The organism is Streptomyces meridianus, assembly GCF_023703325.1.
Lineage (GTDB): Bacteria > Actinomycetota > Actinomycetes > Streptomycetales > Streptomycetaceae > Streptomyces > Streptomyces meridianus.
Map to the genome: position 1 here is coordinate 157,112 of NZ_JAMQGM010000002.1, position 12,983 is coordinate 170,094.

The 12,983-nt window shown below is 69.4% G+C and carries 11 protein-coding genes; 6 read left to right on the plus strand and 5 right to left on the minus strand.

Going from position 1 to position 12,983, the window contains the following annotated elements:
* Window positions 1–212: 212 nt before the first annotated feature.
* Genes M1E25_RS02400 through M1E25_RS02410 form a run of 3 tightly spaced genes read right to left on the minus strand, consistent with a single transcriptional unit; the run spans window position 213 to window position 1,723 of the window.
* Complete coding sequence (locus M1E25_RS02400; RefSeq protein WP_251408677.1) at window positions 213–581, minus strand: DUF6113 family protein; 369 nt, start codon at window positions 579–581, stop codon at window positions 213–215.
* Entirely contained in the window at window positions 578–1,489 is a 912-nt protein-coding gene (mshB, locus tag M1E25_RS02405; RefSeq protein ID WP_251408680.1) for an N-acetyl-1-D-myo-inositol-2-amino-2-deoxy-alpha-D-glucopyranoside deacetylase, read from the minus strand. The genes M1E25_RS02400 and mshB overlap by 4 nt, the downstream gene beginning before the upstream one ends.
* Before the next feature lie 39 nt (window positions 1,490–1,528).
* The gene (locus M1E25_RS02410; protein ID WP_251408683.1) at window positions 1,529–1,723 is read right to left on the minus strand and encodes a hypothetical protein; all 195 of its coding nucleotides are present in this window, start codon (window positions 1,721–1,723) and stop codon (window positions 1,529–1,531) included.
* A 239-nt stretch (window positions 1,724–1,962) separates the two neighbouring features.
* On the opposite strand from M1E25_RS02410, the gene M1E25_RS02415 reads away from it, so the two are divergent.
* The 6 genes from M1E25_RS02415 to M1E25_RS02440 all read left to right on the plus strand — a co-directional run bounded on the left by M1E25_RS02415 (window position 1,963) and on the right by M1E25_RS02440 (window position 10,719).
* Window positions 1,963–4,095, plus strand: a complete 2,133-nt coding sequence (locus tag M1E25_RS02415) for a S9 family peptidase (RefSeq protein WP_251408686.1) — start codon at window positions 1,963–1,965, stop codon at window positions 4,093–4,095.
* Window positions 4,096–4,476: 381 nt separating this feature from the next.
* On the plus strand, window positions 4,477–5,508 hold the full coding sequence (locus M1E25_RS02420) for an ABC transporter permease (RefSeq protein WP_251408688.1): 1,032 nt from the start codon (window positions 4,477–4,479) through the stop codon (window positions 5,506–5,508).
* Window positions 5,509–5,611: 103 nt separating this feature from the next.
* Window positions 5,612–7,408 (plus strand): ABC transporter substrate-binding protein, encoded by a 1,797-nt coding sequence (locus M1E25_RS02425; RefSeq protein ID WP_251408692.1) that lies wholly within the window; start codon window positions 5,612–5,614, stop codon window positions 7,406–7,408.
* 111 nt (window positions 7,409–7,519) lie between these two features.
* A complete protein-coding gene (locus M1E25_RS02430) occupies window positions 7,520–8,497 on the plus strand; it encodes an ABC transporter permease (RefSeq protein ID WP_251408697.1) in 978 nt (325 codons plus the stop codon).
* Between the two features lie 11 nt (window positions 8,498–8,508).
* On the plus strand, window positions 8,509–9,570 hold the full coding sequence (locus tag M1E25_RS02435; protein ID WP_251408700.1) for an ABC transporter ATP-binding protein: 1,062 nt from the start codon (window positions 8,509–8,511) through the stop codon (window positions 9,568–9,570).
* 21 nt (window positions 9,571–9,591) lie between these two features.
* Complete coding sequence (locus tag M1E25_RS02440) at window positions 9,592–10,719, plus strand: ABC transporter ATP-binding protein (RefSeq protein WP_251408703.1); 1,128 nt, start codon at window positions 9,592–9,594, stop codon at window positions 10,717–10,719.
* Between the two features lie 130 nt (window positions 10,720–10,849).
* On the opposite strand, the gene M1E25_RS02445 is transcribed toward M1E25_RS02440, so the two are convergent.
* Both M1E25_RS02445 and M1E25_RS02450 read right to left on the minus strand, forming a co-directional pair.
* Window positions 10,850–11,956, minus strand: a complete 1,107-nt coding sequence (locus M1E25_RS02445; protein ID WP_251408706.1) for an ABC transporter ATP-binding protein — start codon at window positions 11,954–11,956, stop codon at window positions 10,850–10,852.
* Entirely contained in the window at window positions 11,949–12,983 is a 1,035-nt protein-coding gene (locus M1E25_RS02450) for an ABC transporter ATP-binding protein (RefSeq protein ID WP_251408709.1), read from the minus strand. Before M1E25_RS02450 ends, M1E25_RS02445 begins: the two co-directional genes overlap by 8 nt.

The following is a 12,983-nucleotide window of genomic DNA, read 5'->3' on the forward strand; positions in this document are numbered from 1 at the left end:
CCGGTTGACTCCGCCGCCTGTCAGCCGCCGACCGGCCGTCCTGACCGGATCAGCGAGCGGCGCGCCCGGCACGCAGTCGATTTCGGCCATGGGGTGGCAACCCCGCGCGGGCTCAGCGGCGCGCACCACCATACTGGCCGTGTCCCGTATGCATCCCTCACCCGCCGGAACCCTCTTCTCCACCGGACGTCCAGGGGGTCCCTTTTGTCACGTCACCTGACGGGACGGGGCTTCCCGGCGCCCTCGGAAGCAGGCCGCGGGAGTGTGGTGCACATCACAGCCAGCATCATCCCGACGAGCAGGAACACATACGATCCGATTCCTGCTCCGAAGACGAAGTCCCCCTCGGGACGGGCGGATGTCAGCCAAAGCACGGCGGCCAGCCAGCCGCCGGCCGCACAACCGCCGCCCGCCCGGCCGCCCGTCGCCTTCACCCCGCCGTAGCAGAGGGCGCCGACGGCGGCGAGGGCGAGCAACAGCCCGCCGGGGAACCAGGCGGCCTGGACGAGCGCGCCCGCCGCCCCGGTCAGCAGACCGAGGACGGCGAGCACGACGCACCGGGCGAGGCGTGCGGCGTTCACGACGCCGCGTCCTGACGGGTCCCGCCCTCGGCCGCGGCGATCCCGGCGAACAGGTCGTTCTCCGGGACGTCTTCACGCGGCTCCCCGTGAACGAGCCGGTAGAACTCGTGGGCGACGATCGGCATGCTCATACCGTTCGACAGCGCGAAGAAAGGTCCGTCGACGGTGATCTGGGTGGCATGGGCCCGCATGGCCGCCGCCTTGGCGTCCCGGAACGCAGAGCCGTCGATCGCCGCCGTGACGTCCTTGTCGTCGACCAGTCCCGGCAGGTCGTCGAGGGACGGCACGGAGGCCGTGCCGGCCTCCCGGAGCTGCTCGAGGCCCTCGGCGACCACGCCGCGCGGCAGGCAGTTCCAGTAGATCTTGTCGATGGCGTGCGGGTCGCCGAGGTCGCGCCGGTAGACCGGCTCCGCCGCGAGTTCGGCGGCCCGCATCGCGACCCGGTGTGCCTGGATGTGGTCCGGGTGCCCGTAGCCGCCGTTCGGGTCGTACGTCACCATGACCTGCGGCCGGACCTCGCGGACGATCTCGACGAGGAGCGCCGCGGCCTCGTCCACCTCGGCCTGCCAGAAGCACTCGGGGCGGGTGTTCTGTTCGACGCCCATCATCCCCGAGTCCCGGTAACGGCCCGCGCCGCCGAGGAAGCGGTGGTCGTCCACTCCCAGTTCCCTCATGGCCGCGGCGAGTTCACCGATCCGGTACTCGCCGAGGCCGCCCTCCCGGTCCGCAGCGAGACGAGCGAGAGCCGGCGGAATGACCTCGCCCTCCTCGCCGAGCGTGCACGTCACCAGGGTCACGTGGGCGCCTTCGGCCGCGTACTTGGCCATCGTCGCGCCGTTGTTGATCGTTTCGTCGTCCGGGTGGGCATGCACCAGAAGCAGGCGTCGCCGGGAGGGCTGATCAGTCATGCGGACAGGGTACGAGGAGCCCGGTGGCGCCGGGCCGCGTCAGAACTTGAGACCGCCGATCATTCCCGCGACGTTCGTCGTGAACTCCTTGATCGTCGGCGCGATGGACGAGCTCGCCAGGTAGAACCCCAACAGCATGCAGACCACCGCATGTCCGGCCTTCAGCCCGGATTTCCGGACCAGCAGGAAGACGACGATCGCCAGCAGCACCACCGCCGAAATCGAGAGTGCCACGGCGGTTCACCTCCAAGAACACGCGGTCCACGACGGACGGTTCACAACGGCAGCAGAACGGTGGCGGACCCGTCCGCCACCATCTGCAACTGATCATAACTATCCGTGCGCGCGCATGGATCCGGTGCACGGGTGCAGAGAAGGGGCGCACAGATGTCCGCTGCCGCCCACCTCGGAGAACTCCAACCGGCCCCGCACGAAAGCCCCGCAGCCCCTCTCGCAGCCATAAGGTCTGCCGCATGGACCGACAGCATTCCTTCCCCCGCCGGCACGCCCGCACCCAGCGGTTCACCCTCGGCGCCCCGCGTGCCTTCGCGGTGTCACCCGACGGCGAGCGCGTGACGTTCCTGCGATCCCGTTCGGGCACGGACCGCTCGCATCTGCTCTGGGTGCTCGACCTCACCACCGGCCGGGAACGCGTGGCCGCCGACCCGGCGGATCTCCTCGGCGGAGCGGCCGAGGAACTGTCGCCCGAGGAGCGTGCCCGGCGCGAACGCAGCCGCGAGGGCTCCGGCGGCATCGTCGGGTACGCGGTGGACGACGCGGTGGAACTCGCGGCGTTCGCGCTCTCCGGACGGCTCTTCCTCGCCGAGCTGCGCGCCGGCACCGCCCGCGAGATCCCGGTCCCCGGCCCCGTCGTGGACCCGCGCCCCTCGCCCGACGGCCGCCACGTCGCCTACGTCTCGGGCGGCGCCCTGCACGTCGTGGCCGTGGCCGGTACCGCCGGGGATGCGGCCGGGGAAAACGCCCTGGCGTCCCCCGAGAGCCCCGATGTCACCTACGGCCTGGCGGAGTTCGCCGCCGCCGAGGAGATGGACCGCTCCCGCGGCTTCTGGTGGTCGCCGGCCGGAGACGGGCTGCTCGCCGCACGGGTGGACGAGTCGCCGGTGCAGCGCTGGTGGATCGCCGACCCGGCCAACCCCGGACAGGAGCCGCAGGAGGTGGCCTATCCCGCCGCGGGAACGCCCAACGCGGACGTCACGCTGCTCCACCTCGGCCTGGACGGCACCCGGACCGTGGTGACGTGGGACCGCGAACGTCACCCGTACCTGGCCCGCGTCCACTGGTCGCCGGCCGGCCCGCCGCTGCTTCTCGTCCAGTCCCGCGACCAGCGCAGTGCGCAGTACCTCACCGTCGACACCGGCACCGGCTCCACCACGGTGCTCCGCACCGACGAGGACCCGGTCTGGCTCGAGCTCCAGCCCGGCGTGCCCGCCTGGACGCCCGACGGCCGGCTCGTGCGGATCTCGGACGAGAGCGGGGCACGCCGGCTGCACGTCGGCGAACGTGCGCCGACCGGGCCGGAGCTGCACGTCCGCGGGGTGCTCGACATCTCGGACGACGGGATCCTGGTGGCCGCCTCGGCCGGCGAGACCGCGGCCGGTACGGAGATCGGCGAGGGGCACGTCCACCGGGTGACGGACGAGGCCGTCGAGCGGGTCTCGGAGGGGCCCGGCGTGCACACGGCGGTGCGCTCCGGCGCGGTCACCGTTCTGGTCTCCGCGTCGCTGGGCCGCGCGGGCACGACCGCACGGGTGCTCAGGGGCGGCGAACAGGTCGCCACCGTGGCGTCGTTCGCCGAGGACCCGCAGCTGACTGCCCGGGTGCGGTTCGCCGAGGCGGGCGAACGGCGGATTCCCTGTGCCGTCCTGCTGCCCACGGGGTACCGGGAGGAGGACGGCCCGCTGCCGGTGCTGATGGACCCCTACGGGGGCCCGCACGGCAAGCGCGTCGTCGCCGCGCACAACGCCCACCTCACCTCGCAGTGGTTCGCCGACCAGGGGTTCGCGGTCGTGGTCGCGGACGGCCGCGGCACCCCGGGGCGCTCCCCCGCGTGGGAGAAGGCGATCGCCGGCGACCTGGCGGCCACGCTCGACGACCAGGTGGAGGCGCTGCACGCGCTGGCTGCGGACCACCCGCTCGATCTGGGCCGGGTCGCCATCCGCGGCTGGTCCTTCGGCGGCTACCTGGCAGGGCTGGCCGCCCTGCGCCGGCCGGACGTGTTCCACGCGGCGGTGGTGGGCGCCCCGGTGACCGACTGGCACTTGTACGACACCCACTACACGGAGCGGTATCTCGGCCTGCCGCAGGACCGGCCGGCGGCGTACGCGGACAGCTCGCTGGTGACGGACGAGGGCCTGTCCCACGCGGCGGAAGGGTCCTGCCCGATGATGATCATCCATGGCCTGGCGGACGACAACGTGACCGCGGCGCACACCCTGCGGCTGTCGTCGGCGCTGCTCGCGGCGGGCCGGCCGCACGAGGTGCTGCCGCTGTCCGGGGTCACCCACATGACACCGCAGGAGCAGGTCGCGGAGAACCTGTTGCTGCTCCAGGTCGACTTCCTCCGGCGGTCGCTCGCCCGGGCCTGACGGGCATCCGTCCGGGGGCCGGGAGGCTCCCGGACGGTCCGCGCCGGCCTCGGTGTGCGCGAGGTCGTCGGGACGTCGTCCGAGGGCCGTACGCAGTTCAGAGGCGCGACTCCGGATATCGGAACGGACTCGGTTCAGCCGCATATGCGTAACCTGCTTTTGGGGTGTTTCACCCCCCTATGCCGCACCAGCTCTACGCGTGTCAAGCACGCAATGACCACGGTCTGCACACCGTTAGCTCAAGAAGCCGCGAGATGGCCGCAGGCGGGGCTTTTACCTCTTGACGCACGTTCAATCGCTCGTCAGAGTTCCGCTCATCCAGCAGCGACGATCCGCTGCAGAGAGTGTCAAGTACTTTTCGCCTCGGGGGCAAGGAAACCCATGACGAGTCCAACCCAAGCTGCGGGCATATCTGCTGACTCAGCGGCGATTCCCGAGCCTCCCGCGGGGGGAGCCGTCAAGAAGGACGGGTCAGCCGAGGGACGCTCCCCCGGCCAGCTGATGTGGATCCGCTTCAAGCGCGACCGCACCGGCGTGATCAGCGCGTGCGTCGTCTTCTTCTTCTTCGCCGTCGGTCTGCTCGCACCGGTCATCTCGTGGCTCTACGGCAAGAACCCGTACACCACGTACGGACTGGAGACCCCCGGCCTGCTGGACGACTTCAACTTCCCGACCGGCGCCAACGGCGGCATCTCCGCCGACCACTGGTTCGGCATCGAGCCGCTCCTGGGCCGGGACGTCATGATGCAGCTGGTCTACGGCATCCGGACCTCGCTGCTGATCGGCCTGGCCGTGACGGCGGCGACCGTGCTCACCGCGATCGTCGTCGGTGTCACGGCCGGCTACATGGGCGGCAAGACCGACTACTGGCTCGGCCGCGTGATGGACTTCCTGCTGGCCTTCCCGAGCCAGCTGTTCTTCGTCGCCTTCATGCCGGTCGTGGTCGCGCTGTTCGTGAACCCCGAGGAGGAGACGCCCACCTACATCCGGGTCGTCGCCCTGTTCCTGGTGCTGTGGTTCCTCGGCTGGATGGGCCTCGGCCGCCTGCTGCGCGGCCAGACGCTCTCGCTCCGCGAGCGGGAGTTCGTCGAGGCCGCGAAGGTCTCGGGTGCCCCGCCGTGGCGGATCGTCCGCAAGGAGCTGCTGCCCAACCTGGTCACGCCGATCCTCGTGCAGGCGACCTACATGCTGCCGGCGGCGGTGACGTCCCAGGCCGGCCTGTCCTTCCTCGGCGTGGGCCTGCTGGAGCCGACCCCGGACTGGGGCCGGATGTTCGCCACGGCCGGAAGGGTCTACGAGATGGACCCGACGTACATGTTCTTCCCGGGCGTGGCCATGGTGCTCTTCGTCGTCTGCTTCAACCTGTTCGGAGACTCGCTCCGCGACGCCTTCGACCCGAAATCCGGACGTTGATCGTCCCTTCAGGGGGGTGGCTGCCACCCCGTACCCGGAGATCCCCCGGGCACATCCGGCAGCGAAGTTGGCAACCAACGAACAGGCAGGTGCTATCAACGTCATGAACATCGCCAAGAAGCGCAGAGCACGCGCGATAGTCGTCGCCCTGGCCGCGGGCTCGCTGGCCCTCACCGGGTGCAGCAGCGGCAGCAAGAACACCTCGGAAGGCTCCAACACCGACGCCGACGCCGCGAAGCAGCAGGCCGTCATCCCCCTCGGTGACGCCGCGGCCTCCCAGGGCCCGGCCGTCGAGGTCCCGGGCGCCAAGCCCGGCGGCACGATCCGCGTCTACCAGCGTGACAACTTCGACCACCTGGACCCGGCGCAGATCTACGTGAGCGACGAGGGTCTGCTGGCCACCCTCTACACGCGTCAGCTGACCACCTACAAGACCGACAAGAACGGCAAGAAGGTTCTCGTCGGCGACCTCGCCACGGACTCCGGCACCGTCTCCGACGGCGGCAAGACCTGGAAGTTCACGCTCAAGGACGGCATCAAATTCGAGGACGGCAAGCCGATCACCTCGGCCGACATCCGCCACTCCATCGAGCGCATGTACGCCAAGTTCATCACCGACGGTCCGACCTACGTGCAGCAGTGGCTGTCGGGCGGCGGCACCGAGTACCGCAAGGCTCTGCCGGACGGCCCCTACAAGGGCAAGCACCTGCCGGACTCCACCCTGGAGACCCCGGACGACAAGACGGTGGTCTTCCACTTCAAGGACCCGCAGCCCGACGCGCCGTTCGCGCTCGCCATGGCCGCCTACGGTGTCGTGCAGAAGTCGAAGGACACCAAGGAGAAGTACGACGCCGCGCCGCAGGCGACCGGCCCGTACAAGATCGAGTCCTTCAAGCCCGGCAAGTCCATGAAGCTCGTCAAGAACGAGAACTGGGACGCGAAGACCGACCCGTTCCGTCACCAGTACGTCGACGGCTTCGACATCACGTTCAACCACCAGGCCTCGGACTCCACCAAGCGCCTGATGGCCGACCACGGTGAGGCGAAGACCGCCCTCAGCTTCACCAACGCGGTCGACCCGCTCCAGACGCGGGAGGTCCTCCAGGACGCGGACGCGAGCAAGCGGGTCGTGAAGGGCTACCAGCCCTACGTGTGGCAGATGAACATGAACATGGACCGCATCAAGGACAAGAAGATCCGCGACGCGATCACCTACGCGATGCCCAACAAGCAGATCCTGGGCCTCAACGGCGGTTCCTACGGCGGCGAGGTCGCCGGCGGTCTCATGGCCCCGACCCTTGCGGGCTACGAGAAGGGCTACGACCCGTACGGCAAGCTCAAGAAGCCGAACGGTGACCCGGAGAAGGCCAAGAAGCTTCTCAAGGAAGCCGGCAAGACGAACATGAAGATCGTCTACGCCTACGCCAACACCGAGGCCAACCAGAAGGTCAGCGTCGTCGTCGAGGACGCCCTGACCAAGGCCGGCTTCGACGTGCAGAAGAAGGAGGTCGACTCCGCCTCCTGGTACGCCCAGATGGGCAAGGTCAAGAACGGCTTCGACCTCTACATGACCGGCTGGGGCCAGGACTGGCCGTCCGCCTCCACCGTCATCCCGCCGTCCTACGACGGCACCCAGATCGCCGATGGTGCGTCGAACTACTCGCACATCAACGACGAGCACGTGAACTCCGAGATCAAGCGCATCAGCAGGATCACGGACATCAAGGAGTCGACGAAGGAGTGGCAGAAGCTCCACCACTACATCGTCGAGAAGGTCAACCCGGCTGCCCCGGTCTACTACACGAAGCAGCTGCAGATCTACGGCTCGAAGATCGGTGGCGCTGAGTACAGCGACACGATCAACTACATCGACCCGACCCGTCTGTACGTCAAGAAGTAACCGCTCCAGGTGAGTCCCCAGGGGTGCGTGCCCGGCGGAGCACGCACCCCCAAGGGGCGTCCAGCTTCCCTCTGACCACAGCCGCCGCCGTCCTGAGAGCAGCGAACTGCCATGCTTCAATTCTTTCTTCGCCGGACGCTCGGCGCCGCAGTGATCCTGATTCTGATCAGTGCGTTCACCTTCTTCCTGTTCTTCTCCATACCGCAGGACCCGGCCCTGCTCGCCTGCGGAAAGAACTGCACGCCCGACTCCTTGAAGATCATTCACGAGAACCTGGGCCTGGACAAACCGGTACCGGTCCAGTACCTGGAGTTCATGCGCGGCATCGTGATGGGTCGCGACTTCGCCGTCGGCCCCTGCCCCGCACCGTGCTTCGGCTACTCGTTCGCGAACAACCAGCCGATCTTCGACACCATCCTGGACCGCTTCCCCACCACGGTCTCCCTGACCGTCGGCGGCGCGGCCGTGTTCCTGACGCTCGGCCTCGGCGCCGGCATGCTCGCCGCCTGGAAGCGCGGCTCGCTGATCGACAAGAGCTTCAGCTCCGCGTCGCTGGTCCTCAGCTCGATGCAGATCTACTTCCTCGGCCCGGTCGTCCTCGGCGCCCTGGTCTACAGCACCAACCTCATGGACTCGCCGAAGTACACGGCCTTCACCGAGAACCCGGCCGCCTGGTTCGTGGGCCTGCTCATCCCGTGGATGGTCATGGCCACCATCTTCACCGCGAACTACACCCGTATGTCGCGCTCCACGCTGATCGAGCAGCTCCAGGAGGAGCACGTCCGGACCGCCAAGGCCAAGGGCATGTCGGGCAAGACGGTGTTCTTCCGCTACGCCTGGCGCGGTTCGCTGATCCCGATCGTCACCATCTTCGGCATGGACCTGGGATCGCTGTTCGGCGGGGCCATGATCACCGAGCAGACCTTCAGCCTCGCCGGCATCGGCCGCCTGGCGGTCGACTCGGTCATCAAGACCGACCTGCCCATGATCATGGGCGTCATGCTCTTCACCGCCACCATGATCCTTTTCTTCAACGTCATCGTGGATGCCGCGTACGCCTTCATCGACCCGCGCGTGCGCCTGTCCTAGGAGTTCGACCAGTGACCACACTCACCCAGACCGAGGGCACTCCGGCCCCCACCGGGGCCGATCCGTTCCTCTCGGTCCGAGACCTGTACGTGCGGTTCTCCACGGAGGACGGCATCGTCAAGGCGGTCGACGGACTCTCCTTCGACCTCGAGCGCGGCAAGACCCTCGGCATCGTGGGCGAATCCGGCTCCGGCAAGTCGGTGACCAACCTCTCCGTCCTCGGCCTGCACAACCCCCAGTCCACCGAGATCCGGGGCGAGATCGTCCTGGACGGCCAGGAACTGACCGGGGCGCCCGAGAAGACGCTCGAGGGCCTGCGCGGCAACAAGATGGCGATGATCTTCCAGGATCCGCTGACCGCGCTGTCGCCGTACTACACCGTGGGCCGGCAGATCGCCGAACCGTTCATCAAGCACACCGGTGTCTCCCGGCGGGAGGGCCGCCTGCGCGCCATCGAGATGCTGACCAAGGTCGGCATCCCGCAGCCCAAGCTGCGCGTCGACGACTACCCGCACCAGTTCTCCGGTGGCATGCGCCAGCGCGCGATGATCGCGATGGCGCTGATCTGCAACCCGTCGCTGCTGATCGCGGACGAACCGACGACCGCGCTCGACGTGACGGTCCAGGCCCAGATCCTCGACCTGCTCAAGGATCTCCAGCAGGAGTTCGGCTCGGCGATCATCTTCATCACCCACGACCTCGGCGTGATCGCCAACATGGCCGACGACATCCTGGTGATGTACGGGGGACGGGCGATCGAGCGCGGCTCCGTCAAGGAGATCCTCACGACGCCCCAGCACCCGTACACCTGGGGCCTGCTCAGCTCCATGCCGCGGCTCTCGTCCGACATCGACGTGCCGCTGCACCCGATCCCCGGCACTCCGCCGAGCCTGCTCAACCCGCCGTCCGGCTGCCCCTTCCACCCCCGGTGCGCGTTCACCGACAAGGTGGACGGGAACCGGTGCAGCGGCGAGCGCCCGGCGCTGCCGGCCGGGCGGTCGGCGGCCTGCCACCTCACGGCCGAGCAGAAGCAGTCCATCTTCATCGAGAGCATTCAGCCCCGGCTGGGCTGACCAGGCATCAGGGGCCACACCATGAGCGACGAAACCACCACACTGGAGAAGTCGGTGCCGCAGCCGCGCGACAGCGCGCCGGGCGAGCCGCTTCTCGAAGTCAAGGGCCTGACCAAGCACTTCCCGATCTTCGGCGGGTTCCCGATCAAGCGGAAGGTCGGCGCGGTCAAGGCGGTGGACGGTCTGGACCTGGCCGTCCACGCGGGCGAGAGCTTCGGCCTCGTCGGCGAGTCCGGCTGTGGCAAGTCCACCACCGGCCGGCTGATCACGCGGCTCCAGGAGCCGACCGACGGCCGGATCCTGTACCGCGGCAAGGACATCACGCACGCCAACCGCAAGCAGCTGATGCCGGTCCGCTCCGAGATCCAGATGATCTTCCAGGACCCGTACTCCTCGCTCAACCCGAGGCAGACGGTGGGCACGATCATCGGCGGCCCGATGGAGATCAACGGGATCAACCCGCCCGGAGGCCGGGAGAAGCGCATCCGCGAACTCCTGGAGACCGTCGGCCTCAACCCGGAGCACTACAACCGCTTCCCGCACGAGTTCTCCGGCGGCCAGCGGCAGCGCATCGGCGTCGCCCGGGCGCTGGCGCTGGAGCCGAAGCTGATCGTCGCCGACGAGCCGGTCTCGGCGCTGGACGTCTCTATCCAGGCGCAGGTCGTCAACCTGCTCCAGAAGGTCAAGCGGGAGATGGGGATCGCGTTCCTCTTCATCGCGCACGACCTCGCCGTGGTACGGCACTTCTCGGAGCGGGTCGCCGTGATGTACCTGGGCAAGATCGTCGAGGTCGGCGACCGGGACTCGATCTACAACCGCCCCCGGCACCCGTACACGCACGCCCTGCTGTCGGCCGTGCCCGAGGCGTCGGTGGAGGAGATCGAGGGCGAGGGCCGCGAGCGCATCCGCCTCGCCGGTGACGTCCCGTCCCCGGTCAACCCGCCGTCCGGCTGCCGTTTCCGCACGCGGTGCTGGAAGGCACAGGACAAGTGCGCCACCGAGGAGCCGCCGCTGGTGCAGATCGGCGGCAACCGGGACGGTCACCTGACCGCGTGCCACTTCCCCGAGGATCCGACGACGGTCCGCGACGAGGCCGTCATCCTGGACCCGGCCCTCGCCTCCCTAGAGACATCGCACACGGACGACTGATCCGGACACCGGCCGGTGCGCCGGGATCCGCGGCGCGCGATCGCCCCGAGCATCGCGCGCCGCGGGTCCCGGCGCACTGCTGTCCGAGCCCGGGGCCCTCCGGGCCGGAGGGCCCCGGGTCAGGCACCGGTCACGGCACCGGGCCGGACGCCACCGGCACGACGTCCGGCCGCACCTCGGCGAAGTGACAGGCCGACGGGTGCGCGGCCGGCCCCTTCGCGGTCGCGAGCCCGGCCGGTACGGCCAGCAGCGGCACCTCCTGCGCACAGCGGTCCTGCGCCTTCCAGCAGCGGGTGCGGAAACGGCAGCCGGACGGCGGATCGGCCGGCGACGGGACGTCGCCCGCCAGCAGGATCCGCTCCCGGCCGTCCCGCGCTCCGGGATCGGGCACCGGGACCGCCGACAGCAGCGCCTGGGTGTACGGGTGGGTCGGGTGGTCGTAGATCTCCGTGTCCGTCCCGATCTCGGCGAAGCGGCCCAGGTACATCACGGCCACCCGGTCCGAGATGTGCCGCACCACGGACAGGTCGTGCGCGATGAAGACGTAGGAGAGCCCGAATTCGTCCTGCAGTTTCTCCAGCAGGTTGACCACCTGGGCCTGGACCGAGACGTCCAGCGCGGAGACCGGCTCGTCGCAGACGATGATCTCCGGGTTGAGGGCCAGTCCCCGGGCGATGCCGATGCGCTGCCGCTGGCCGCCGGAGAACTGGTGCGGATAGCGGTTGAGGTACTCCGGATTGAGCCCGACGACGTCCAGCAGCTCCTGCACCTTCCGGCGACGGCTGCCCTTCGGCGCCGCCTCGGGATGGATCTCGAACGGCTCCCCGATGATGTCGCCGACCGTCATCCGCGGATTCAGCGAGGTGTAGGGGTCCTGGAACACCATCTGGATGTTGCGGCGCACCGCCTTCAGGGCACGCCCCGACAACCGTGTGATGTCCTCGCCCTTGAACCGGATCCGACCCGCCGTGGGCCGCTCCAGGCTCACCAGCACCCGGGCCAGCGTCGACTTGCCGCAGCCGGACTCGCCGACGATGCCGAGGGTCTCGCCGCGATGCAGGTCGAAGGAAACGGTGTCGACGGCCCGGACCGCCCCGATCTGCTTCCGGAACAGCACGCCCCGGGTCAGCGGGTACAGCCGGGCCAGGTCGCGCACCTCGAGCACCGGCTCGGCCGGCGACAGCGCTCCGCCCGGCAGCGGTTCGGGCGCGGGGAGGGTGCCGTCCCGCTCAGGCATGGAGTTCGTCCTTCCGGAAGTGGCAGGCGCTGGTGCGGCCGGGCAGCTCCCGGCCGTCCGCGCCGGTCAGCGGGGCCGGTTCCGGCCGGTCGGCGAGGCAGATGTCCCGCACCCGCGGACAGCGCGGGTGGAAGGGGCAGCCGGGCGGGATCGCCATGAGGTTGGGCGGCAGGCCCTTGACCGCGTAGAGCTCGTGTCCCTTGCGGTCCAGTCGCGGGATGGAGTCCAGCAGGCCCCGGGTGTAGGGGTGGGCGGGGTTCTTGTACAGGTCGTGCACCGGTGCCGTCTCCATGATCCGGCCGGCGTACATCACGGCGATCCGGTCGGCGACGTCCGCCACCACGCCCAGGTCGTGGGTGATGAGGACCAGGCCCATCCGGTACTCGCGCTGCAACTCCGCCAGCAGATCCATCACCTGGGCCTGGACCGTGACGTCCAGCGCCGTCGTGGGCTCGTCCGCGATGATCAGATCGGGCTCCAGGGCCAGGGCCATCGCGATCATGATGCGTTGCCGCATGCCGCCGGAGAACTGGTGCGGGTAGTCGTTCACCCGGGTCCGGGCCGCCGGGATACGGACGCGTTCCATCAGCTCGACGGCCTTGGCGCGGGACTCCTTGCGGGAGCGCCCCTCGTGCACGCGGAACATCTCGGCCAGCTGGGCGCCGACGGTGAGCACCGGGTTCAGTGCGGAGAGGGCGTCCTGGAAGATCATCGCCATCCGGGCGCCGCGGACCCGGCGCCGTTCCTCGGCTCCCGCCGTCAGCAGGTCGGCGCCGCGGAAGAGGACCTGCCCGCCGGTGACGAAGCCGGGCGGCGAGTCCAGGATGCCCATGACCGCCTGTGCGGTGACCGACTTGCCGGACCCGGACTCGCCGAGGACCGCCAGGGTCTCCCCGGCGCCGACCGAGAAGGAGACCCGGTCGACGGCCTTGGCCACCCCGTCCCGGGTGCGGAACTCGACCTCCAGATCGCGGACTTCGAGCAGCGGGACGTCGGGCTCCGCGGGTGCGGGGGACATCGTGGCCAT

What these genes read in the sequence shown, in the direction of transcription:
- mshB (WP_251408680.1), bottom strand. Translation starts at nt 1,489, where the DNA reads ATGACTGATCAGCCCTCCCGGCGACGCCTGCTTCTGGTGCATGCCCAC.
- M1E25_RS02415 (WP_251408686.1), top strand. Translation starts at nt 1,963, where the DNA reads ATGGACCGACAGCATTCCTTCCCCCGCCGGCACGCCCGCACCCAGCGG.
- M1E25_RS02420 (WP_251408688.1), top strand. Translation starts at nt 4,477, where the DNA reads ATGACGAGTCCAACCCAAGCTGCGGGCATATCTGCTGACTCAGCGGCG.
- M1E25_RS02425 (WP_251408692.1), top strand. Translation starts at nt 5,612, where the DNA reads ATGAACATCGCCAAGAAGCGCAGAGCACGCGCGATAGTCGTCGCCCTG.
- M1E25_RS02430 (WP_251408697.1), top strand. Translation starts at nt 7,520, where the DNA reads ATGCTTCAATTCTTTCTTCGCCGGACGCTCGGCGCCGCAGTGATCCTG.
- M1E25_RS02440 (WP_251408703.1), top strand. Translation starts at nt 9,592, where the DNA reads ATGAGCGACGAAACCACCACACTGGAGAAGTCGGTGCCGCAGCCGCGC.
- M1E25_RS02445 (WP_251408706.1), bottom strand. Translation starts at nt 11,956, where the DNA reads ATGCCTGAGCGGGACGGCACCCTCCCCGCGCCCGAACCGCTGCCGGGC.
- M1E25_RS02450 (WP_251408709.1), bottom strand. Translation starts at nt 12,983, where the DNA reads ATGGCCACGATGTCCCCCGCACCCGCGGAGCCCGACGTCCCGCTGCTC.